This is a genomic window from Cupriavidus sp. WGlv3 (assembly GCF_023952475.1).
GTDB classification, from domain to species: Bacteria; Pseudomonadota; Gammaproteobacteria; order Burkholderiales; family Burkholderiaceae; genus Cupriavidus; species Cupriavidus phytorum.
In genome coordinates this window covers 1-22,091 of record NZ_JALHRX010000033.1, presented here as the reverse complement: position 1 = coordinate 22,091, position 22,091 = coordinate 1, and the positions used below count along the sequence as shown (strand labels likewise).

At 62.0% G+C, this 22,091-nt stretch carries 17 protein-coding genes and 1 pseudogene; 12 read left to right on the top strand and 6 right to left on the bottom strand.

Annotated features, from left to right (window positions below; translation table 11 throughout):
- The first annotated feature begins 219 nt into the window (after positions 1 to 219).
- On the top strand, positions 220 to 1,071 hold the full coding sequence (locus MKD38_RS31235) for a hypothetical protein (RefSeq protein WP_012354485.1): 852 nt from the start codon (positions 220 to 222) through the stop codon (positions 1,069 to 1,071).
- On the opposite strand, the pseudogene MKD38_RS28700 reads toward MKD38_RS31235, so the two are convergent.
- Positions 1,046 to 3,250 (bottom strand): annotated as a pseudogene (locus MKD38_RS28700) (SNF2-related protein); the annotation flags it as partial. The gene MKD38_RS31235 and the pseudogene MKD38_RS28700 overlap by 26 nt on opposite strands.
- 832 nt (positions 3,251 to 4,082) lie before the next feature.
- On the opposite strand from MKD38_RS28700, the gene MKD38_RS28695 reads away from it, so the two are divergent.
- Positions 4,083 to 4,448 carry a toxin-antitoxin system TumE family protein gene (locus tag MKD38_RS28695; protein ID WP_012354483.1) on the top strand — a complete coding sequence of 122 codons (366 nt, stop codon included), beginning with the start codon at positions 4,083 to 4,085 and terminating at the stop codon, positions 4,446 to 4,448.
- The gene (locus tag MKD38_RS28690) at positions 4,445 to 4,795 is read left to right on the top strand and encodes an HVO_A0114 family putative DNA-binding protein (RefSeq protein ID WP_012354482.1); all 351 of its coding nucleotides are present in this window, start codon (positions 4,445 to 4,447) and stop codon (positions 4,793 to 4,795) included. Before MKD38_RS28695 ends, MKD38_RS28690 begins: the two co-directional genes overlap by 4 nt.
- Positions 4,796 to 5,707: 912 nt before the next feature.
- Here the strand turns inward: MKD38_RS28690 and MKD38_RS28685 are convergent.
- The gene (locus MKD38_RS28685; protein WP_012354480.1) at positions 5,708 to 7,174 is read right to left on the bottom strand and encodes an ATP-binding protein; all 1,467 of its coding nucleotides are present in this window, start codon (positions 7,172 to 7,174) and stop codon (positions 5,708 to 5,710) included.
- 420 nt (positions 7,175 to 7,594) lie between these two features.
- On the bottom strand, positions 7,595 to 8,404 hold the full coding sequence (locus MKD38_RS28680; protein ID WP_012354479.1) for a PIN domain-containing protein: 810 nt from the start codon (positions 8,402 to 8,404) through the stop codon (positions 7,595 to 7,597).
- 512 nt (positions 8,405 to 8,916) lie between these two features.
- Here MKD38_RS28680 and MKD38_RS28675 point away from each other — a divergent pair.
- Both MKD38_RS28675 and MKD38_RS31050 read left to right on the top strand, forming a co-directional pair.
- The gene (locus MKD38_RS28675) at positions 8,917 to 9,063 is read left to right on the top strand and encodes a DUF3096 domain-containing protein (protein ID WP_081479560.1); all 147 of its coding nucleotides are present in this window, start codon (positions 8,917 to 8,919) and stop codon (positions 9,061 to 9,063) included.
- Positions 9,064 to 9,293: 230 nt separating this feature from the next.
- Positions 9,294 to 9,425, top strand: a complete 132-nt coding sequence (locus MKD38_RS31050) for a hypothetical protein (protein WP_256461665.1) — start codon at positions 9,294 to 9,296, stop codon at positions 9,423 to 9,425.
- A gap of 477 nt (positions 9,426 to 9,902) precedes the next feature.
- On the opposite strand, the gene MKD38_RS28670 is transcribed toward MKD38_RS31050, so the two are convergent.
- Complete coding sequence (locus MKD38_RS28670; RefSeq protein ID WP_116311481.1) at positions 9,903 to 10,097, bottom strand: hypothetical protein; 195 nt, start codon at positions 10,095 to 10,097, stop codon at positions 9,903 to 9,905.
- A 229-nt stretch (positions 10,098 to 10,326) separates the two neighbouring features.
- Here MKD38_RS28670 and MKD38_RS28665 point away from each other — a divergent pair, with 229 nt between their 5' ends.
- The 5 genes from MKD38_RS28665 to MKD38_RS28645 all read left to right on the top strand — a co-directional run bounded on the left by MKD38_RS28665 (position 10,327) and on the right by MKD38_RS28645 (position 16,969).
- Positions 10,327 to 10,524 (top strand): hypothetical protein, encoded by a 198-nt coding sequence (locus MKD38_RS28665; RefSeq protein ID WP_012354477.1) that lies wholly within the window; start codon positions 10,327 to 10,329, stop codon positions 10,522 to 10,524.
- Positions 10,525 to 11,272: 748 nt separating this feature from the next.
- Positions 11,273 to 11,980, top strand: a complete 708-nt coding sequence (gene imuA / locus MKD38_RS28660) for a translesion DNA synthesis-associated protein ImuA (protein WP_012354476.1) — start codon at positions 11,273 to 11,275, stop codon at positions 11,978 to 11,980.
- Positions 11,904 to 13,370, top strand: coding sequence for a Y-family DNA polymerase (locus MKD38_RS28655; protein WP_012354475.1), 1,467 nt, complete (start codon positions 11,904 to 11,906; stop codon positions 13,368 to 13,370). The genes imuA and MKD38_RS28655 overlap by 77 nt, the downstream gene beginning before the upstream one ends.
- Before the next feature lie 5 nt (positions 13,371 to 13,375).
- Positions 13,376 to 16,528: an error-prone DNA polymerase gene (locus MKD38_RS28650; RefSeq protein WP_252682282.1), complete on the top strand. Its 3,153-nt coding sequence runs from the start codon at positions 13,376 to 13,378 to the stop codon at positions 16,526 to 16,528.
- Between the two features lie 195 nt (positions 16,529 to 16,723).
- Positions 16,724 to 16,969 (top strand): hypothetical protein, encoded by a 246-nt coding sequence (locus MKD38_RS28645; protein ID WP_018003846.1) that lies wholly within the window; start codon positions 16,724 to 16,726, stop codon positions 16,967 to 16,969.
- 264 nt (positions 16,970 to 17,233) lie between these two features.
- Here MKD38_RS28645 and MKD38_RS28640 read toward each other — a convergent pair whose 3' ends face one another.
- Positions 17,234 to 17,683 carry a zinc-finger-containing protein gene (locus MKD38_RS28640; RefSeq protein WP_012354472.1) on the bottom strand — a complete coding sequence of 150 codons (450 nt, stop codon included), beginning with the start codon at positions 17,681 to 17,683 and terminating at the stop codon, positions 17,234 to 17,236.
- 58 nt (positions 17,684 to 17,741) lie between these two features.
- Entirely contained in the window at positions 17,742 to 18,707 is a 966-nt protein-coding gene (locus MKD38_RS28635) for an SOS response-associated peptidase family protein (protein WP_012354471.1), read from the bottom strand.
- 184 nt (positions 18,708 to 18,891) lie between these two features.
- Here MKD38_RS28635 and MKD38_RS28630 point away from each other — a divergent pair, with 184 nt between their 5' ends.
- Entirely contained in the window at positions 18,892 to 19,113 is a 222-nt protein-coding gene (locus tag MKD38_RS28630) for a DUF2188 domain-containing protein (RefSeq protein ID WP_018003845.1), read from the top strand.
- Positions 19,114 to 19,146: 33 nt separating this feature from the next.
- Entirely contained in the window at positions 19,147 to 21,684 is a 2,538-nt protein-coding gene (ligD, locus tag MKD38_RS28625; RefSeq protein ID WP_012354470.1) for a DNA ligase D, read from the top strand.
- Positions 21,685 to 22,091: the final 407 nt, after the last annotated feature.

The window sequence follows — 22,091 nt, the reverse complement described above, 5'->3', positions numbered from 1 at the left end:
TGGGAGGCGGCGACCGTTGGAAAAGGTCGCCGATTTGCCAACATGTTTGAAGTGCTTATCCTTGGCTACCGCCAGTGCCACAGCATTGAGGTGCTGGCCATCGATCATCGGACGACGAGCCCGTGCCGCTCAAGAAGTCTGTCGCCAAGAAGGTGGTGAAATGAGGGACCTCGTTCCTCAGGTCGTCTCGCTGCCGCCGCTGCACGGGGGAAATATTCCATGAGTCAACCCGTGTTCTTCGAGGCCGAGCGCAAACGTTTCTTCAGGCCCCTGAACAGCTCACGTCGGGAGCTCGTTGTCGCTTGCTTGCGCGCTTTGTACGAGCGCCTGCACGGGCCAGCAGCCGACTATGCGCACACAATGACGCGTGACTTGCTACGCGAACTGCTCATGGCGGTCGTGCGTGACAACCCCGACCGGCTGACCACGGAAGCTGAGCCCGACGAATTCAGCAGCGCAGACGGTGAGCCAGTGCAACTGACGAACCTGCTGATGCGGGCCCTTCTGACCGACGGCTGGCTTGAACAGTTCGCAGACCGGCATGGCCTGGTCACGGCATTTCGATTCTCGCGCCCGGGCAAACTCCTTGCCGAGGCGCTCTGGATGCTTGACCGGCCGGGTCGAAGTCGCCAGCGAAACATGCGCGGCTGCCGCAATGCGCTCGAAGCAGCGCTTCAAGCCCGCGGCGATGCTCACGACCTGGTCGACGCCTACGAGTACGCCGAGAAGGTTATCGAGGACCTAACCGAAGGCATCGATTACTTCCAGGAACTCGTGCGCCACCTAATGCAGACAGCCTCGGTCCAACGGCAATGGAGCGAATTCGTCGAATTTCTTGACCGTTTCCAGCGCGAGTACTCCAAGCAGTTGACCGCGGACAATGCGATGCTCAACCGGGAAGCCATTCGACAGAACCTCGAGCGACTGCGCCAGGTAAACGATGCGAAGTTTCGTCGGATTGACGAGCAGTTGCACGACATCGCCCACTGGGCGGCAAAGGAGCACACTGGACCAACCGTCTACGAATGGCTACTGGGTCGAATCGAAGCAAAGCGTAGGTGGTCAGGATGAGATCATGCTCGCCGATCTGGTCAAAGCGCTCGTGACGCTGGGATCCGTGCAGAGCCAGCACGCGTAGCCTCGGAGTGAAGCGCTGCGCTTCCTCGCACCAGTTGTGCATGAGCGTGGTCGGCACGACGATCAGTGCTGGCCGGTCCAGCCTGCCACGTTCCTTTTCGGTGAGGATGTGTGCAAGTGCCTGGATGGTCTTGCCGAGGCCCATATCGTCGGCAAGCACGCCGGATAGCCCGTGCTCGCGCAGGAACTGCATCCAGGCAAGTCCCTGGCGCTGGTAAGCACGCAGGTCGGCCTTCAGCCCACGCGGCACTGGCACGTCCGTCACGCCACGACCCGCCATCAGACGCTGCGCGAGCAATCGGATCGATGCGTCGCCATGAAACTGCCAGCGCCCGGTCTGATCCAGGGCATGGAGTCGCGCCGCATCCCACTTGGAAATGCGCATGCCGGTGCCCAGCGAGTCGAACAGGTCGATCAGCACGCGCACGACCGGCTTGAGCCGGTCCGCCCGTAGGCGCAGCCGTTCGTTGCGATCGGTTTTCAGGTCGATCGCTTCGTCGTCAGCGATGGTCTCGAGCTGGCCTGACAGCCAGCGCGAGTCCCGACGAAAGAGGTCTGCCAGCAGTAGTTCCAGGCGCACCGTGCGACCATTGACGGTGATGCCCATCTCGACGTCAAACCAGCCATCGCCGGTCGGACGCAAGTTGCCGTCAATGGCCTCGATCTCGATCACGTTGTGTCGAAACGCGTCGGTCATGACGACGCGCCAGCCGCTTGCCCGGAGCGCGGGCAATACCAGCGTCATGAGGTCTGGCCAGCCGCCGTCATCCTCGGGGCCCAGCAAGCCAGGCGGAAACGCTTTCGGGCCCTGAGCGCGATGGGCCGGAATCTTTCGGAAACCGGCCTTCTGTAGCTCTGTCAGACGTTTGCGCTCGAGCTCAGTTGACCTTCGGATCTGTATGACTTCACCGCCAGCGGTTCGAACCAGGGTCGTGTTGCTGTTTGCGGGAAGGCTGTGACTCGCGTAATCAAAGCTGACCGTCGCAAAATCCAATCCGCCCTGGGAAGCAGACGGCGACCAGCCCGCGCCCCAGACCGGCAGGGTATCCAGAGCCAGGACTGGGACCGGTACGGAGTCGATCATCTGAATGGACGACGCGTCGGCCGCTGGTGGCGCAGGGAGGTCCGGGGCAATTTCACGTAGCACACTGCCAACGAGTGCCGCTTCGTCGAGCGTGATGGCCGGCATCGACAGGAAATCCGCGACCTGCTCCGCGGGCCACGGTAAGGCGAGGAGTCCGGATTCGCCCGAATGCGCATCCACATACCAGCATGGCTGGGTGGTCGTCAGCAACAGGGTGGCGGGTGGCTCGGCCTGCAAGACTGGCCGCACGCGTGAGTCGGCCTGCGCTTGCCACGTAATCTGTGCGCTGCGTGCGGGCCCGCTGTGCACGAGACAGGGCGTTCCGGGGTGCATCGTACCCACAGCGGAAGAGGCAAACAGGCGGCCGGTAGCGATCAGCTTCTCCAGGGTAGCGGCACCGGTTGTGCCCTCTAAACTGAAACCTCCGGAATAGGCGCCAGAGCGGCCCAGCCACAGCCCGCGCAGGATCGGCAGATCTTCCTCGGTGACAAATTTCGGCGGCTGGATCAGCGCTTTCTCCACGTTCTGCCACGGATCGTCCAGCGAGCGAATCGTCCCGTCAGCGCCCACGCGGGCCTTGTACAGAAAGATCTCGGCGCCGCGATAGGATTGTTCAATCACGTAAGCCAGTGCATGCGTGGCTTTGGCAGACTTTTTCTTGGCAGCGGGAGTGGCCGCCGTGCGTCGGGCGCGAAAACCTTCGAGCCAGGTCACCAGTTCGGCGCGCACGCCAGTGGCCGATGGCTTGGGCTGAAGCGCAAGCCCGGCGATCAGCAGCGCGGCAACGTGCTTGCAGTCAACGCCGACCGGACACGTGCATTCCCCTTCCACCCACATGTCTTCGTCGATGTCGTGGAAATACGCACGCACGTCGTACGGACGCGAACGTGTGCCTTGCACCAGACCCGCTAAAGTATCCCCGTCGATCCAGCGGAGTTCCGAGACTGCGCTCGCATAGGAGCGGGCCTTGGACACCGTGAAGGAGTCCAGCCATGCTGCGATTTGCCTGGGGTCGTAGGAGACAGACATCGGCCGAGGGCTTCAGGTTGACAACGCGGGGAGCATTCTACGCGGGGAGGCTGCCGGCGGATATGGAAACGATCCAGTTCCGTCAAGCCCGAACGGTCTGGACATGCCGGCGTCGGTCAGAGGGGAGGGCGCCGAGTGGCGCAGCCAAGGCGTCGAGGCCCGGCGCAGGGTGATCAGGATGGAGGCGTACGGGCGCGACTGCCGCCAGCGATGTATCGCCCACTTGTGTCCAGTCGTGGTGACAGCGGTCCCACCAAGCGGCGTCTTCGCTGTCGCTGGCCACGGGTCGAGGGCGCGCCGGTATTGGGTCTGGACGATGACCATGGTGGCAGAACGAATCGAATTGCGATGCGGGCTGTGCACGCCTCCGCTACGATGATGCCATGCTTCGAGCATGGTGCCCACGAGGTGCGCGGCTGCGCAGGCTGGCCCAGTCCGCAGCCGGGGACTGCCTGACGCCGCTGGTCAGTGGTCACATTGGGGGATTGCGGCGTCAGCTCTCCTCTGGCCGGTGCACCGAGGCGAGCGAAAGACCAGATGCCGGCACAGCCGATCCAACAGCGTTGCGTACCGCATGCGGTTGGCCTACCGGAGCGTCCGGTTCAAGGCCGCCTTGTTCGAGCGCACGGGGCGGAACTCGGTAAACGTGTCACCGCTGGTGTCACCAATTCGCGGGAGGGCGGCAAGAATGCGATTCCTGTGCGAACTTCGAAAGCCTTCAAAACGTTGTTTCTACTCCAAATGTGCGCCATTAGCATCATGGCTTGGTGACGCGCCGGCTAGATCGGGAACCCCGCTTTTTCTACTTTATCAGCAGGTGATATAGTTAGGTATGAAACGAGACACGGCTATTGATACCCTGCTTGACCTGCATGGTTCGATCCTCGATCAAGGGGGCGGTTACTGGATCAAGCTCGAAGCCTGGCAAGTCGAAATATCGAAGGAGATTCCCCATGGCATCAGGTACTCCCTCACCCTGCATGAGCCGTATGGCAAGAGAATTCTTGGGTATGACAACGCGCATGCAGTGAAGCCGCCCAAGAAATTTAAGTATGCCGGACGCATTTTGGCTTATGACCACAAGCACAGGCACGTGTCGGATAAAGGGGTGCCCTACGAATTCAAGGATGCACAGCAACTGATGAACGACTTTTTCGCAGACGTTGACCGCGTTCTGTCGGAGGTGAAGAAGAGATGAAAACCATTGTGATTGGCATCATGCCGCAAGAGAAAATCCGTGAGCGCGTGTTGGCAATTGCGCGGGGTGAGTACAGGCCGAAGGCCAGCGAGCCTAAGATCTGGTTCACTTCCATGAAGTCGTTGGCCGAAGTGCTGAGCGACGACAATCGTGCTTTGTTGAGGGTCATCACCGAGACCAAGCCGGAATCCATCTCAGAACTCGCACAAGCTACGGGCCGCAAGCCCGGCAACCTATCGCGTACGCTGAAAACAATGTCCAACTATGGCATCGTCGACCTCAAACGTGAGAAGAACCATGTGCGCCCGGTCGCCAAAGCTACGGATTTCCGAATCCTTGCCGCTTAACGACCCCCTCAGAGCCGCTGCGTGTCGCAGGGGCGAAGTCGCTGCGACCGTCGTCTAGCACGCAGACCTCACCGTCCAAAATGCCTCCGTCGAGGAGATTGGCGGGGGGCATTCACCAATGGCTCAGTTCGACCGCGCCGGCGAGAGAAACCAGCCCGGATGAGCCTTCTTGCCGATAACGCTCCAGCAGCCGCCGGAATTGCCGATCCGTGATCTCCCAGCCGTTCGGCGGCCACGCCTGGCCGCAACTGACCATCCACGACCGCCTGGACGATCTGGAGCCTGTCTAACTCACGCATGCTTACTGTAATGACCTCGGTTCCCGCCATTCCCGGGCCTATGAGCATCTCTGCTCCACGCCGCTCGAACGTGACCAACCGTGCCAGTCGACTACGTATGCAGGCGAGTCGTTAGCCCGGTGACAGCTAATCCCTCCCAACAGACTGTTCCGGCATGTCCGAGCCGATCCCGGAGACAGTCGCAGGCTCCGCCATAAAGTGCTTTCTACGCCACAGAGCGCATAAGAATACTTATGTTAAATGGTTATCGTGTCTGGATCGTTCAAGCGTCCGACGGCTTAGACAATGGGCTCAGAAACGAACGGAACCATTCCGTGGTAAATGCGCCGGACTTTCAAGTGTGAAAGTTAAGATATGGCGAAGGACTACAGGTAGTTGCGGGCGGCGTCTATGGTTGCCCGGGATGGGGCGCGCCCTGTCCGCTCCGAAGAGTTCTCCGAGAGGCTTTATAGGCACATTGCCTCGCGTTGAACCACGACGCATGGAGCACAGAGATGGTGCTGCTATCAAATGACCATCAAAAAGAGCGTGTCTCGTAACACATTGATTTTATTGGTGTTTCCACTTTTAGGCGATCCTGCGCAGCAAAGTACGAAGCTAGTTGTCAAATAAGCTATGCCCAGTACGGCACATACTTCATGAACTTGCGGCCTGCAGTCTCATCGTACGGCCGAAGCATGCCACCCTCCACGGCCTCCTTGATCAGTCGCGACGCCGTCGCACTGTTCTGGACCGGAATGCCGAACCGATCTCGCAAACTCGCATTGGTCATATAGTCGCGCTGGACGTACCGAAGGCATGCATGCAGGTAGCAAGCACGCACTCGGTCGGATTTGTCCATTTTCGTAAGTTCTTTGTGCGCGAATAAGGTTGCCCGCGTATGGTCGGAAACTGTCGAGAACTCCGGAGCGGGCAGCTGGTAAGCCTCCGTGACCGACACTACCTTATCCACGCCGCTTCCCCGTTCCTCGCAGATGCCGAAGCGCCGCATGAGGGAAGCAAGCCCTTCGTTCCGCGAACGCGGGGGCGTATCCAGGAATCTCTCGACATTGATGAGTGGACTACCAGGATTTGTCACCTCCATCCGGTCCTTAAAGATCTCTATCATCGGCCCTGCTCCTCCCAAGCCAAAATCCTGATGGATGAGCGCGTTGGCCGCAAGCTCCCGCACTGCCAATTCCGGATACATGGGAACATCCTTTCGGATAGCCTTGCCGATGATCTCGTTGGACGGCAGCAAAGCATTGATGTAACCGATCAATCCCTCAAAGCCAGCCGCGTACCCCTTCGCACCAACCTGCTCGCGAAGGGTGCTGACGCGATCTCTGCCTTCGTAGGCGATTACCCGCACTGCTTTGCGCCGCAGTCCACTGAAGTCTTCCAGGCGCTTGGCGAACAAAATAGCGCCAAGGTTGGTGATGTCCCAAGATCCGCTATCGTTGCGCCGGATCAGGCTTTCCGCGGCCAAGCGCTCCAAGACCTGGGAGCGGTTTTCCGGCAATGGAATTCCTGCCAGATCGAAGTACGCCGGATAGTCGAGGAGAGACACAACCTCCTCGTCCGAAGCGTCGCGGCGAGCGACCATTGCCTCGAATGGTGTCTCGTCAAAGATGCGCCAGAGCTCGCGCTCTTTTTCCGGAAATTCCTTCAGCTTCTTCTTCAGCGACCCGATCCTGACAAATTCATTGTGCATGAACTGAACCGGATGCCGGTAAGCGCGACCAACTTCGAGTACGACAACGCGTTGACCATCAACTTCCACGGACTCGAAAGAGAATAGAATTTTCGGGCTGAGCAGGCGCAATAGCCAGTTCTCCAGCTCTTCGTTGCCCACCTTCGCGGCCTTGGGGTCGAACATCGTGCCGACGAGTTCATGACTGGCATCGTCGACTCCCCATATCAAATACCCGTGGGCACGGTTGGCCAGAGCCGCAGAATTCGACAATGCCGAGATGTACTCACCGATTTGCTCGTGGTCCACTCGATTGCGCTTGAACTCAAGCCACTCGGTCTCCGTTGGCAGCTTACAGAGTTCGCGAACGAGGCTCGCAGGCCTCTCTTGTGCGGATGGTAGGTTCATGCTGACGATGAAAGGGGTGCGCTTTGCCTGCGGCGCAGACTAGAATTTTACCCGACCGAAATCGTCCGCTCGCTATTGGCGCATGAGAGCCAGGACTTCCGGTGCCGTCTGGTCTCTACGAATCCGCGGACAGGGCGAGGTTCCCGGCTTCTTGGGCTTGTAGCTGCAAGCGGGAAAGGACGAACGGAACTCACCGTAGGGACCGGTTCGAAAGGCCAGAGCCCCTTGCTTGCACAGGGGCAGCTCCTCTCTCGGATGCCTACCGGCATTGGCCGCATTCGGGCGGCCTCGACGCTGCGCGGTCGCCATTGGGATCTGGATGGTGCAGCCATGGCAATAGCCCCTGGCCGCGGCTTAGCCCGCACGCCGAGGCCGCCAATATTGCGGCGGCCCTATCGCGCTCCCCCGCCAACCGACGAGTCAGAAATGGTAGGTGATCGCCCCTTCGACGTCGCTGATGGAGCGGTTGGCGATGAGCTTGGCGATGATGGACTCAACCTCGCGCTCGGCGATGGCGTGCACCTTAAACATGGCGTGGATGTGCTTCGCCAAGGTCACTCGTCGGCGCGGCCGGGCAACCTTCTGCGAGCGGGCCAGGATCTGGCGCGTGAGCTCGGCGTTCGGCTTGGCACTGCCCTTCTTGTCGTTGCCTGACTGGGGCTGCGCGGCCTTTTTGGCGGGCGTTTTCACGGAGGCCGCCTTGGCCGCCTTCGGAGGCGTGTGGGCCGCAGGCTTGGCGTTCGCGCTCGGCTTTGGGAAAGCCGCCGGAGCCGGCGTCGCGCGCGCGGGCTGTGCGGGCGTGGGGCTCGGCTGAGCCGGACCAGAGGCTTGACCCTCGGCGGCCCCCGTGTCCGCCGGGCTGGCCCGAAACGCCTCGGCGAGCGCGGTCACGCGCCGCGCAGGAATCCCAAGCTTCGTGCCGAGCCAGGTGAGCAGAGAATCGAAACCCCGGTCGTGGGAAAGCACGAACACGGGCCCTTTCTCGCCCTTCTCCACCATGCGGCCGATCTCGAAGGCAATGTGGAAGTCGAGCGCGTTGGGCCCGATTCCGCTTGAGCGAACCCACCGGGCGCGCTCGCCTAGCGCCTGCAGCCCCATCGCCACTTCGATGGGGACCTTCTTCTGGATCTCGCCAGCGAACACCACCAGACGCGAGCCACACAACTGGGAGAAGTCGATGTCCTGGACGCTCTCGAAGTCGACCAGCACGACGGCGTCGGCGCTCATCATCTAATCTCCCGTCGCATCCCAGCCGATTGCGTCGATGCCGCGTCCGCCAAGGTGACGCGCCAGTCGATCCTCTCCCGAATGACCCCCATAACTCATGCCTCCCGATGTTTTTGGTTTCGACACCAATTTAACCCAAGGTGCGAGGTGTGAAGAGAGTCTTCGAAAGCCGGAGCTTGCGCTCTGACGATAGTGGCCAACACTCGGTCGAGATCACCCTTGATCGGGAAGCAGAAATAGTAGCGGCGACTGAGGCAATGGCCGGTTGAATCTGCGGTCGTTCAGAGCCGGTCGAGCACCAGGCCGTCGCCGAGTTTGGCTGCCAGGGTCGTCAAATTCTGGCAGAACTTCCGTTTTTCCTCTGGCACCCCTGGCTGGGCGGCTAGATCACTACCCTGACCCCGCATGGCGACAAAGGTGTCGCCGAGCGTGTAGGACAGCCTCGGCTATCCCGCCGTGCTGCATAGCGCGAAACTGGTGCCATCGCAGCATATAGCGAGGGCATCATGAAAGACATCACCATTGTCACCAGCGCTGGGCCTCTCATCTCGCTGATTGCCGGCATCCTGATTCTTGTCATGCCGCGACTGCTCAACTACATCGTCGCCATCTACCTAATCGTCATCGGACTGCTCGGACTGTTTGGCGGACATCTGCACTGAGCGGATGCTGTGACCTGTGCAGTTTTGTGAGGCACCGGAATTCGCCGGACTGCGATCCCCAAGAAATCAATGATTTGACAGCTAATTCCGTCGCGGCTGGGCCGTCTCAGAACCGGAGTTACGTGGACTGCGGTGAAAAGAAGCGCGAATTAGCCCGCAGGCACAGAATCTGCATGAGAAACGGGGCCTGTCTAAGGTCTAACTAGTACCAGTTCCCCATCAGGAGCACCATGAAGCCTCACATCCAGCACTCCCACCACGCCTATCGTGCCGGTGACACCCATCATGGCAGCCGGTATTACCTGATTCTAGGGGCCTGCATTCTGGCATTCGGCCTGCTGTATGTCGCGTGGTCGCTTTGACCAGTGGGCCGGTCAGTGAATTGCCCGGACAACAGCCATAGTCGGGGCGCAAGTTGGCAGCCTGCGCCGTTAGGGTCGTGCCGTCACAACTTCGTTCGTCTTCAGTGTGAATAATTGGTCGGCGTCTGCCTGCGCCAAGGCGCGTTCAGAACGTGTCTGATCGCACTGATACGTCTCAATCCTTTCCTTGTTTGGAGCGGTCCGCAGTACCAGCGTGACGGCCCCTTTGTAGTGCTCACCCCATCCGTTGTTCCAGTGAAGGGTAAATGCTTTTCCACGAACAACATTTGCTTGCATAGCACCGGTTCCTATTGTCAGATGCGACGACGCCGAGAGGTCCGGCACACATGCTTGGCGATGGTTGGGCCGAGAGGGAGAACCTGTTCAGGTTCCCAATGACCTGTCGAGGCGATCCGTTGCAGTATCGCCTGGATAGCTGGTAGTCGGATGTCGGTTTGTTGGGTCGATTTCTCAACCTTAGATCGAACCCGCAGCGCCAGTATTTCTGCCACAACCAATCGCGTCATCGTAGGCGGCAACCGGATTGACGCCGTCCCAGACCAGTTCGTTCATCGGCACGTCATCGTCATAGGCGATGATCAGTACGCCGGGCGGGAAGATTCCGCTTGTCACCACCTCCACCCGTGGGACCACTCGATAGCTGACGTACATATCTCCCCTTCACCGTCTTGGCGGTGCTTGCACGCTCTTGGGCGCTTGTTGAGAAGAATACCTTTCATCCGACCTGAGCAGCATACGCATTTCGGGTTAGGGGAATTCACTGAGTAAGATTTACGTCAGAAAGTCAACTTCCGGCGTTAGAATCCTTCCTCTAAATTTTCGCAGCAGACCACCATCGACGTGAGAGGCAGTGAGGCACAAAACTATCAGGGAGACACGAATGCTGAGTCCGCATGAATTTGCAACGCTGAAGGTGGTCAACGATGCGCCTGAACAAATCGAGTTGGACCGTGCGGACCTTCACGCCCTGCTGGAACGTCACTATGTAACCGTGGAACTTCTGGCTTCTGGGCGGCAGCTACCTCGCGTCACGCCGCACGGCCATTCATTCCTGCAAGCCGTTGCGCGAATTCGCTGATTGCGGACCCGCGAAGCTGACGCAGCCAGCGCGTCGGATTCCCGGCAGACCGAACTTGATGCCAGCCAGTCCCCCGCCGACGCACGCCGTGGTGTCGGTATCGTGACCGAATAGGATCGCGGTTGGACGACATCTTCGAACGACGTTTCCTGCATTGCCATGTGCGTAGACCAGACCGCATCGATGCAGTATCCGGATCCGCGTGGCTAATCAGGTTTCGGGAAGCTGCGCAGCACATCCACTCCATGCAGAAAAACCTTGCGCTCTCGTTCACCAGGCCAGTCTTGGTAAATCTCGTCAAGACCGCGGTCTGCCCATGACCACGGATCGGGAAGCTTGCATAAGTAGCCCCTTGCGACCAAACAGTAGACGCACAGACCGCCAGTGACCGGGGATAGGCGTGAGTAGGCCGTGACTGAAGGCGAGCATCTCGGACCAGTTCTTCGTCGCTGCCGGTATGCCACATTGCAAGCGGCAAGGTGGCGGGTTCTGTGTGAGACCCTCGGCAGCAGTCGAAAGCAAAAAGCGGCGAACCCTGTTGGGAGCGCGGCTTTTCAAATAAATGGTGGCGAATCCGGGATTCAGACCACGGTCTACGCGCCGGCTAATCGGTAGTCGAGTGAAATATAGCGCACCTTTAACTCCGACTAATTCCGGCTTCATACAGCTTTTCGGGTCCGAGCGGCGTGGCGTTCCGTCTAGGTGACAACTGTATAAATATACAGTACTCTGGTGACAGGACTTGCCAATGCTCACCGTCGCCCCTGAAACCATCCATCCGTCACTTTGGGTCGCCTCACAACTGGCCCGGGACAACGCGCGCACCGCCTCGACGGGCTATACCGCGCTGGACAAGGAGTTGCCGGGCGGAGGATGGCCCATCGGCAGCCAGGTGGAACTCTTACTGCAGCAACCTGGCATCGGCGAACTCCGGCTGCTGCGCCCCACGCTCGTGGCCCGATCTGGACGTCCGATCGTGCTCCTGGCGCCGCCGCACGCCCCACAAGCCCTTTCATTGGTGAGCTGGGGAATATCGCCGGAGCGGCTGCTGTGGATTGATGCGCAACGGACTGCCGATGTCCTTTGGGCGGCCGAGCAGACCTTGCGGGCCGGGACTTGTGGCGCCTTGATTCTCTGGCAGTCCCACCTTCGCAACGACGCGCTACGGCGCCTGCACCTGGCCGCACAAACCTCGGACACGCTCTTCTTCGTGGTGCGCCCCGCTGCGTGCGCGCGGGATGCCTCGCCGTCACCGTTGCGCCTGGCCCTCGAGCCTGCCGTCGGCGGCGTCACCGTCAACTTCGTCAAGCGCCGCGGGCCGCAGCAAGAGACCCCTCTGCTCGTCGCGCTGGAACCGTCCCCCATTTTGTTGTATCGCCATGCTGCGCCTGTGGATCTGCCTACGCCTGCCGTCGCTCCCTCTCGAAGTCTTCCGGCCGACCTGGTCCACCACTGAACTGGCCGTTGCCGTCCTCGACAAGGAACGGGTCCATCTCGCTACGCCCCTGGCCCTGGCTGCGGGCGTCAAGCCGGGCATGCGCCGCGGCGGCGTGCAAACCATCGCGCCAGCCGCCATCCTGTTTGATCGCGATGCCGGCAAGGAAGAGGACGCACTGGCGAGAGTCACCATGGCGACGCTGCAGTTTTCGCCGAATGTCGCCGCTGCAGATGAAGCTGCGGTCCTGATCGACGTCAGCACCACGCTACGACTCTTCGGTGGCCCGCGCAAACTCCGCCGACGGATCATGGGGACCGTCCAGACGATGGGCTTCAGCACGATGGTCGGCAGCGCCCCGACGGCGCAGGGAGCGTGGCTGCTGGCGCGCACCGGCGGTGGCACCGCCTTGACTACGGCGTCGTTGCAACGCAGGATGGCCGGCCTGCCGATTCACGCCTTGCCCGCCGCGCGCAAGTTTGCCGACTGGTTCGAAGGCCTGGGCTGCCTGACGCTGGAGGACCTGCGCCGCCTGCCTCGCGCCGGTCTGCAGCGCCGCTGCGGCGCTGACTTCCTGGATGCCCTGGATCGCGCCTACGGGGAGGCCCCGGAAATCTTCGAGTGGGTCGAAGCTCCCCCAGCATTCGATGCGACGGTGGATCTGCCGGATCGCATCGAGAATGCCGAACAGACGCTGGCGTATGTTCGCGGCCTGTTGGTGCAGATGGTGGGTTGGTTGACCGCCCGGCACCTGGCCATCAAGCGGTTCCATGTGGCATTGCGCCACGAGCGCGGCCGCGCGGCCATCCCGCCGACGACGATCGAGATTGCGCTCGCCGAGCCCAACTGGCATGAGGAACATCTGATCCGCATCCTCAAGGAGCGGCTCGCCCTCGTTGTCGTCGAAGCCCCGATGATCGCCGTGGCCGTGTCCGCGATCGACACGGAGCCCATGGCACCGCCCACGGAGTCCCTCTTCCCGGAACCCGGCGGGACGCATGCCGATCACGCCCGGCTACTCGAGCTGCTCAGCGCGCGCCTCGGCGCCGACAGGGTTCGCCAGCCCTGCTTGCAGGCAGACTACCGCCCCGAGGTGGCCAACGCATGGCGACCGGCCACCGAGAAGCCTGCACGCGTGTCCCTGCCGGCAGCCCTGCCTCGACCAACCTGGCTGTTGGGCAAGCCGGTCCCGCTCATCGAGCGGGATCACCGGCCGTTCTACGGTTCGCCCCTGCATATCGTTTCGCCACCCGAGCGCATCGAAGCCGGCTGGTGGGGCGGCCAAGTGGTCACGCGCGATTACTTCGTGGCGCAAGGTAAGGACCACACCTGCTACTGGATCTTCCAGGAGCGGATGGGCAGCCGCGAAGGCGACGAATCGCGGTGGTACCTCCATGGTCTCTTCGGATAACCGCCATGGGCGAGATTCTCGCAACAGGCCTGCCCGACTATGCGGAACTGCATTGCCTGTCCAACTTCTCCTTTCTCACGGGTGCGTCCCGTCCGGAAGAGCTGGCGGAGCGCGCGGCGCAGTTGGGCTACCATGCGCTCGCGATCACGGACGAATGCTCGCTGGCTGGGATCGTGCGCGCGCATACGGAAGCGAAGAAGGCCGGCATGCGCCTGGTCGTGGGGGCCTCCTTCCACCTGCAGAATGCCGACGGCTCCCCTGCCCTGTCCGTTGTGGCCCTGGCTCGCAACCGGGAAGGCTACGGCAACCTCTGCGAGCTGATCACGCTGGCCCGCATGCGCGCCGCCAAGGGTTCGTATGTCCTGACGCCACGCGATCTCGCCGCGCCAGAGGCGCCCCACCAGCACCTCAAGGGCCTGCCCGACTGCCTCATCATCTTCACGCCGGATTACGGTGCCCCGGCGGACAGGCTGGACCTCCAGGCTGCGTGGGTGAGCGCGACCTTTGCCGGACGGGCCTGGATGGGGCTGAACCTGCTGTACCGTCCGCTGGACGACATCCATCGTGGCACCGTCGAGGCGGCGGCGGCCCGCCACCATCTGCGCGTCGTGGCCACCGGCTGCGTCACCATGCACGTGCGCTCGCGCAAACCGATGCTCGACGTGCTGACGGCGATCCGTGTTGGCCGTCCTGTTCCGGAGTGCGGCTACGACCTGGCACCGAATGCCGAGCAGCATCTGCGCTCGCGCCTGCGACTGGCCAACATCTACCCGCACCGCTACCTGACCGAAGCGGTCCACATCGCCAATCTCTGCCAATTCTCCCTGGATGAGTTGCGATACGAATACCCTGACGAGGTGGTTCCGGACGGCACCACACCGGCCGATTACCTGCGCACCGAAACCTATGCGGGGGCCCACCGCCGCTTCCCGGCTGGCATCCCACTTGCCGTGCAGCAGCAGATCGAGCATGAACTCGCGCTCGTCCGGGACATGGATTATGAGCGGTACTTTTTGACGGTGAGCGATATCGTGCGCTTTGCGCGCTCGAACGGGATCCTCTGTCAGGGTCGCGGCTCGGCGGCCAATTCCGCGATCTGCTACTGCCTGGGCATCACGGAGGTCGACCCCGCACGCGGTAATCTCCTGTTCGAGCGCTTCATTTCCAAGGAGCGCGGTGAGCCACCGGACATCGACGTCGACTTCGAGCACCAGCGACGCGAGGAGGTCATCCAGTACCTGTATCGCAAGTACGGGCGAGACCGGGCCGCGCTTGCCGCCGCGGTGACGACTTATCGCCCGCGCAGCGCCCTGCGCGACACCGGCAAGGCGCTCGGCGTCGATCCTGCGATTGTGGATCTGGTGGCCAAGTCGCATCACTGGTTCGACGGGAAAGCGGACCTGCTGAAGCGCTTCGCTGAAAGCGGCGTGGATGCGGAAGCCGAGTTGTCCCAACGATGGGCGCACATGGCCGTCTCGTTGTTGGGTTTCCCCCGCCACCTGTCGCAGCACACGGGCGGCTTCGTGTTGGCGCGAGGCAAGCTCTCGCGCCTCGTGCCCATCGAAAACGCCGCGATGGCAGACCGGAGCGTGATCCAGTGGGACAAGGACGATCTGGACGCCTTGGGTCTGCTCAAAGTCGACGTCCTGGCGCTCGGCATGCTGTCCGCCGTGCGACGCGCGCTCGACCTCGTTGCGGAACAGCGCGGCGAGGCCTTCGAGCTGCAGGACATTCCGGCGGAAGACCATGCAACTTACGAGATGATCTGCCGTGCCGATACCGTTTGCGTGTTCCAGATCGAGTCGCGTGCGCAGATGTCGATGCTGCCCCGCCTGCAGCCGCGCACGTTCTACGACCTGGTCATCGAGGTGGCGATCGTGCGACCCGGACCCGTCCAGGGCGGCATGGTGCACCCTTACCTGCGCCGGCGACAGGGCTTCGAGCCAGTCACCTATCCGAGTGCCGCGATGGAAAAAGCGCTGTCGCGCACGCTCGGCGTGCCGATCTTCCAGGAGCAGGTGATGCAGGTGGCCATGCTGGCCGCCGGCTTCTCGGCCGGGGAAGCCGACCAGCTACGGCGCGCTATGGCCGCGTGGAAGCGCAAGGGTGGCATCGACAAGTACTACGATCGGATCGTCTCGGGCATGCTCGAGCGCGGCTACGATCGCGAGTTTGCCGAAAGCATCTTCCGGCAGATCCAGGGGTTTGGTGAGTACGGCTTCCCGGAAAGCCATGCAGCCAGCTTTGCGCTGCTCGTCTACGCCAGCGCCTGGCTGAAATGCCATGAGCCCGAAGCCTTTCTCTGTGCGATGCTGAACAGTCAGCCCATGGGCTTCTACACGCCCTCGCAGCTGGTGCAGGATGCCAAGCGCCACGGCGTTACCGTATTGCCTGCCGATGTGGCGGTGAGCGGTTGGGATTCCGCACTCGAACCCTTCCACGCAGGCTCACGGCCGGCGGTGCGATTGGGCCTGTCCCTCCTACGCGGCATGCGTCGCGAGGCCGCGCAGCGCATCGAGGAGGCCCGCGCGATACGGCCGTTCGCCAGCACGGCAGAGCTGGCGCGTCGCGCCGCACTCGATCGGCACGACCTGCAGGTGCTGGCCAGCGGCAATGCGCTGGCGTCGATCACGGGCGGGCGCCGTCAAGCCCTGTGGCAGGCCGCCGCAGCGGTACCGGACAAGGACATGCTGCGTGCCACCGAGCTGGCCGAGGAGTCCGCCGAATTGGTGCCGGCAACCGAGGGCGAGGAGATCGTTGGCGACTACCGGGCGATGGGCCTGACACTGCGTCGCCACCCGCTTGCCTTGCTGCGCCCGATGCTATCCGCTCGACGTTTCGTGTCCGCCGCAGAGCTGGCGCAATACCAGCCGCGGCAAACCGCTCGTGCCGCAGGCCTGGTCACCGTGCGACAGCGCCCGAGCACCTCGAATGGCGTCATCTTCATGACGCTGGAGGATGAGACCGGTGTGGTCAACGTGATTGTCTGGCCAGGGGTCTTCGAACGCTTCCGCAAAGAAGTCCTCGGGGCGAGGATGGCCGGCATCTATGGTCAGTGGCAATGCGAGGGCGAGGTCCGTCACCTCATCGCTCAGCGCGTGGTGGATCTCTCGTCGATGCTCGGCCGGCTCGATACGGCCAGCCGGAATTTTTGCTGACAACGCAGTACCCTGCGGATGTTCCGGGGACGCCCAAGTGTCGTGATCGTGCATTGAAAAGCACCTTGATCCCTTGCATACTGTCTCGCAACGGAACCTACCGGACGGCAGTACCGCTTGGCCTATCGTGACGGGGGCGATTGGATGCTAGCTGATAGCGAAGTGCCGCAATACCCGAGGGGCGACCTGCGACGCATGCTTGCAGTCCTCGCCGCGATCGACGAGATCCCCGACGCGACCCTGGTCAAGGTGGCGGCGCGGAGCGGCATCGACAAGAAGACGGTGACAATGTTGGTTCGGCAAGCGGCTGAGCAGGCAGCGGTTCGTATCGAGAAGCTCGGTCCCGTTTATCGATTGACCGATTGGGGGCCGGTGCTCAAGAAGTCCGGTGCCAAAATAGCCTTGACTGGTGCGCTAGCCGCGCCAACGACGCAGCCATGACGGATCTCACGCGAAGGGGGCTGTGAACGCTTCGAGGGTCGCTGATCACTTTGCCAGGCCGTCAACATGCTGCGTTGAAGCGATCGCGCCGGGAGATTGGCGTCAATATCCATTGGCGATTCATGTCTCACGGGATGGGCGCTGGGCCGGCATAGTGGCGGTGTCCAAGCGGCCCGGCATCTCGAAATGTATCGTCTCCATAACGCGGCAACCGAGAACCGTCGACGTCATCATCTGGCGCGGCGCCGAACTGGCGACTTCGGTTCAAGCAGTCCGATCTGAATGACGGGAAGCCTGAAACTCTGCGATGAATTGGATCGCCTGTTCGCATTGTTCCAGCGACAATGCATGAATGCTTGGCGTTGCGACGGCCATACCAAGCGACGCAATGACCCATTTCATGGCTTTGCCGCGAGCCGCGAAAGCATTGACGCCGTCGCGCCGCATCTTTGCCGCGACCAAAGGCTCAAGCGCATCGTGCAGCTGGCTTTTGCGCTCGCGCAACGCCGCGTTGGCCAGTCGACCGAGGGGCGCGTTGTGCTTGCTGCGTGCCCGCACGCCGATCCAGGCCTGGCAGGCGGTGCAAATCCACACAGGTCCGTGATCTTCGAGATAAGGATACGTTTCATCGCCCGCGCGTGCCAAATTCGCCTTGGCGCCGCAGTCATCGCATACCGGCTGGGGAAGCACAGGAATTGGGCGGCCAACGCGCATGGTCTGACCTCTGCAGCGCAAGTTGAGAAGTGAGGAATTTTACGGGATGCGCTCGACGCTACGCGGCCAGACGGTGCTCGTAGAAGGGACGGCTGCGCTCTTCGAGAACGGCATCGAGTGCCGCTAAATTCTTCGGATCTGGGTGCAACCATGCGTCGACGCTTTCGCGCTGGATCGGAACGACGCATCGGTCGTGACCAGCGGCAGCCACTTCGGCCGGCGGTTCATCAGTGATTGCGGCGAACGAATAGAGGTCGGCTTCGCCCTCCCCTCCTTTTGTGCAGGACCACAGGCAGGCCACCAGCATGTCCTGCTGCGGCTCCGGACGGAACTCCAGAACCACGTTCTCTTCAACCTCGCCCGGCGCAAGATCGCGATGCTCCATCTTATGGCGCGCGACGTTCTCGTAGAAGGCATTGACGATCACGATGCCGTGCTTGTAGCCGTAGAGCTGGCGCCAGGCCTTCTTCAGATTGTCGCGTCGCGCATTGTAGGTCCCGGGCTTCTGCCGTTCCATTGCCGCAGTCCAGCCTGGCAGGCGGCATTGATAGCGCATCGGAATGACGGTGAACTGGCCATCCTCAACGACGAGCACGGGCGCGTAGTGTCCTGGAAATATCCGCGAATCGCGAGGCAGCAACTCTGTGCGCTGCAGGTCGGCGAGGTTGCGCTGGGCGCGAGAAGTTTTGTCGGTGGCGATGCGCTGGTCGTTCTCCGCCTTCTTCGTCGGCTTGGTGGCCAGCGTGCGCTCGGCAGTCGTCAGACGCGTCTTCTGCTGGAACAGCTCTGCCTCAAAGACGCCAGCCTGCTCTTGTTCTGCTGCGGCGATCAGGTCCGCAATGGCACACTCACCCTCGTTGGTCGGCGCCTCGAATGCCGCACGCATGGCCCTGGGTAGCTTCGACCAGCCTCCATCACGTCGCTTTTCCCAGAAAAGATCGATAAAGCGCTCAAGGCTGATGAGTGCGCCGAAGTCGCGCACGTACTTGCGGTAGCTGGCCTGGATCTGCGCCGAATAGCACATGTTGGTTTCCTCCAGTAATCCTGTAGCGGCTCGGGATGCTGCCCTCCCCCAATTCTACGGTCATCCGAATCAATGCAGCAAAAAGCGGCGTCTGTTGCACGCGGCTTGTCGGACGCCGCCGGATAGCGGAGTGGTCGCGAAGCGCCGACGCTGACAGCATTCAGAGACAAGTTAGGAGATGAACATGCCAGGCAAGAACATCCACGTCGTACCCGCTGGCGACGGCTGGGCGATTGAGCATGAGGGCGGCGGCCAGCGCCAGGAATTTAAGCGGCAGGAAGACGCGATCGCGGCTGGCACGGCGAAAGCGCAGCAGGAACAGGTCGAATTGCTGATCCACGGCCGGGACGGGCAGATTCGGGAGCGCAATTCCTTCGGCCACGATCCGCGCGACATCAAGGGCTAGCCGGCGTGCGGCTGACAAGGGACCGTTCATTCGATGGCCACAACCCACGCGAGGCGCAGAACCAAGCGCGGCGAGACGGAGCCATCGCCGCCGCTTGAGCGCTATGAGAAGAAGCGCGATTTCAGCATCACCCCTGAGCCAGCGGGACGGAAAGCGCGGCGAAAGAAGCCAGCACGCTTGAGCTTCGTCATCCAGAAGCATTGGGCTCGCCGACTGCACTACGACTTTCGGTTGGAGCTCGATGGCGTGCTGCTCAGCTGGGCCGTGCCAAAGGGACCGAGCTACGATCCTGCGGAAAAACGTATCGCCATCCATGTCGAAGACCACCCGCTCGACTATGCCGCATTCGAAGGCGAAATCCCGCCCAAGCAATACGGCGCCGGATCGGTGATTGTTTGGGACCGCGGCACCTGGGTACCGGTCGGCGATCCCCGCGAAGGCATGGCCGCGGGCAAGCTACTCTTCGATCTCCACGGCGAAAAGCTTGCCGGCCGCTGGGAACTGGTGCGCATCGCCAAGCCCGGCGACAAATCCGAGCAGTGGATCCTGTTCAAGAAACGCGACGCGTGGGCGCGCACGTTGTCGGAATTCGATGTGCTGACGGCGCTGCCGGACAGCGTCATCGCCAAGCCCTTGGGCGCGCTCAATGCAGAGGATGGCGACAAGGAATCTGTCGCGGTCCTCGACGAGGATCCCGCCACCGCCGTCAAGCGCGCGCCCCGTGCCCCGCTGCCCGCAAAGCTCGCCCCGCAACTGGCCACGCTGTCGCCAACACTTCCCGCCGGCACCGGCTGGATCATCGAGAACAAGTTCGACGGCTACCGGATCCTGGCCAGGATCTCCGACGCCGGGGTCACGCTCTTTACCCGAAATGGGCATGACTGGACCCGGAAGCTGGCTTCGCTGGCGGCGGAGATCGAGAAGCTGGACATCTCGGAAGGCTGGCTGGACGGCGAGATTGTCGTGCTGCGCGACGGCGTGCCGGATTTCAACGCCTTGCAGAATGCCATTGACGGCCATCGCAATGACGCCATCGTCTACTTCGCCTTCGACCTGCCCTACTTGGAAGGCCGCGATCTGCGCAGCTTGCCGCTGGTGCAGCGCCGGGCCCAACTGGCCGCGCTGGTCGCGGAGCGCACGGAGCGCGTTCGCTTCAGCGAAGCCTTCGACGCGCCGGCGACCCAGATGTTTCAGGCGGCGTGCCAGCTCGGCCTGGAAGGCTTGATGTTCAAGCGCGCAGATTCGCCCTATGTCTCGGCACGTACGCAGAGCTGGCTGAAGGCGAAGTGCAAGCTGCGTCAGGAGTTCGTCATTGGTGGCTATTCCGATCGCGAAGGCTCCCGTACTGAGGTCGGCAGACTCTATCTTGGCGTCTACGCCGACGGCGAACTGCGTTACACCGGCGGCGTCGGTACGGGCTGGGACAGCGCCGCGGCGACGGACCTGCGCAAGCGGCTCGTGAAACTGCAAGTGGACAAAAGCCCATTTTCGACGGAAGCCCGAGCGAGCCGTCGATGGGGAGGCCGCCGCGCCACCGCTGTGCAATGGGTTAAGCCGACGCTGGTCGCCGAAGTGGAATTCTCCGAGTGGACGCCCGAAGGCCATGTTCGCCACGCCTCGTTCAAGGGCCTGCGCACCGACCATGCCGCGAAGTCGATCCGGCGCGAAGCGGTTCAGACCGCCGTGACACCCCACGGCATGGCCGCGATCAAGGTCACGAATCCCGAACGCGTGATCGACAAGACCGAGGGCATCACCAAAGTCGAACTGGTGCGCTACTACGAGAGCATCGCGATGCTGATGCTGCCCCATCTGAAGGACCGCCCGCTATCGCTGGTGCGCGCCCCGGAGGGCATCGATGCCCCGACGTTCTTCCAAAAGCATGCCGAAACCGCGATGCCGGGGCTGACCGAGCGGCCGGCGTCCCTATGGCCGGGACATGCCGCGCTGCTGACGGCCGACTCGGCCGAAGCGATTGTCGCGGCCGCCCAGATGAATGTGGTGGAGTTTCACACCTGGAACTCCACTGCCCGCGACATCGACCATCCTGACCGGGTCATCTTCGACCTCGATCCCGGCGCAGGCGTCGCTTGGGAGACGATGCTCGAGGCCGCCATGTTGGTGCACGCGCTGCTGGACGAACTGGGCCTGCAGTCGTGGCTGAAGACGAGCGGCGGCAAGGGGCTACACGTCGTCGTGCCGCTGGCACCGCAGCATTCCTACGATGAGGTGAAAGCCTTCTCGCGGGCTGCAGTTCAGCATCTGGCCGCCACCCTGCCCCAGCGCTTCACCGCACGTTCCGGCGCCACCAACCGCAAGGGAAAGATCTTCGTCGACTACCTGCGCAATGGCTTCTCGCAAACCACCGCCGCCGCGTTCTCAGCGCGTGCCCGGCCCGGACTTGGGGTCTCAATGCCTGTGTCGTGGGAGCAGTTGCCGAAACTCAAGAGTGGCGGGCAATGGACGATCCGGGATGCCCGTGAATATCTGAGCTTCCAGGTCGCGGACCCATGGTCGTCCTATTGGGAAACCCCACAGATGTTGACCGACGCGATCGAACGGCTAAGTTAAGCCACGGCGCATCCAGAGCGGCGTACCGTCAATGACGTGGCGCTTTTTTCATGATTGCCAGGGAGCCCAATTTGAATGAATGTCCAAAAAAGGCACCAGAGAGCCAACTTTCGGAAACAGGGTGCGCCTCATGGTGGCCGGTCTACCAAGTTGCGAGACTAACCGCTGGTTCTTCCGGATGATGCCGATCTCTTCGTCACTGATGGCCAATAGCTCGCTCACGGTTTTGGCGATCGCGCCCCGTAACGACCTCGCGCATTTGCGCACGACGAAGCGGTGCAAGCTGCGCTCGCAAAATGGCAGTCCTTTGTTACCCGGATATCCCTGAATGATCACCAATTTGCCTGATCAGGAGTCTGTCGAATGCATAACCGCGACTGCGCCTGGCGCAAGGTGACCACCCTTAA

Coding starts and splice junctions, on each gene's coding strand:
- MKD38_RS28695 (WP_012354483.1), top strand. CDS start 4,083: ATGAAACGAGACACGGCTATTGATACCCTGCTTGACCTGCATGGTTCG.
- MKD38_RS31050 (WP_256461665.1), top strand. CDS start 9,294: ATGAAGCCTCACATCCAGCACTCCCACCACGCCTATCGTGCCGGTGAC.
- MKD38_RS28645 (WP_018003846.1), top strand. CDS start 16,724: ATGCTTGCAGTCCTCGCCGCGATCGACGAGATCCCCGACGCGACCCTG.
- MKD38_RS28690 (WP_012354482.1), top strand. CDS start 4,445: ATGAAAACCATTGTGATTGGCATCATGCCGCAAGAGAAAATCCGTGAG.
- MKD38_RS28680 (WP_012354479.1), bottom strand. CDS start 8,404: ATGATGAGCGCCGACGCCGTCGTGCTGGTCGACTTCGAGAGCGTCCAG.
- MKD38_RS28670 (WP_116311481.1), bottom strand. CDS start 10,097: ATGTACGTCAGCTATCGAGTGGTCCCACGGGTGGAGGTGGTGACAAGC.
- imuA (WP_012354476.1), top strand. CDS start 11,273: ATGCTCACCGTCGCCCCTGAAACCATCCATCCGTCACTTTGGGTCGCC.
- MKD38_RS28650 (WP_252682282.1), top strand. CDS start 13,376: ATGGGCGAGATTCTCGCAACAGGCCTGCCCGACTATGCGGAACTGCAT.
- ligD (WP_012354470.1), top strand. CDS start 19,147: ATGGCCACAACCCACGCGAGGCGCAGAACCAAGCGCGGCGAGACGGAG.
- MKD38_RS28665 (WP_012354477.1), top strand. CDS start 10,327: ATGCTGAGTCCGCATGAATTTGCAACGCTGAAGGTGGTCAACGATGCG.
- MKD38_RS28630 (WP_018003845.1), top strand. CDS start 18,892: ATGCCAGGCAAGAACATCCACGTCGTACCCGCTGGCGACGGCTGGGCG.
- MKD38_RS28685 (WP_012354480.1), bottom strand. CDS start 7,174: ATGAACCTACCATCCGCACAAGAGAGGCCTGCGAGCCTCGTTCGCGAA.
- MKD38_RS28640 (WP_012354472.1), bottom strand. CDS start 17,683: ATGCGCGTTGGCCGCCCAATTCCTGTGCTTCCCCAGCCGGTATGCGAT.
- MKD38_RS31235 (WP_012354485.1), top strand. CDS start 220: ATGAGTCAACCCGTGTTCTTCGAGGCCGAGCGCAAACGTTTCTTCAGG.
- MKD38_RS28635 (WP_012354471.1), bottom strand. CDS start 18,707: ATGTGCTATTCGGCGCAGATCCAGGCCAGCTACCGCAAGTACGTGCGC.
- MKD38_RS28655 (WP_012354475.1), top strand. CDS start 11,904: ATGCTGCGCCTGTGGATCTGCCTACGCCTGCCGTCGCTCCCTCTCGAA.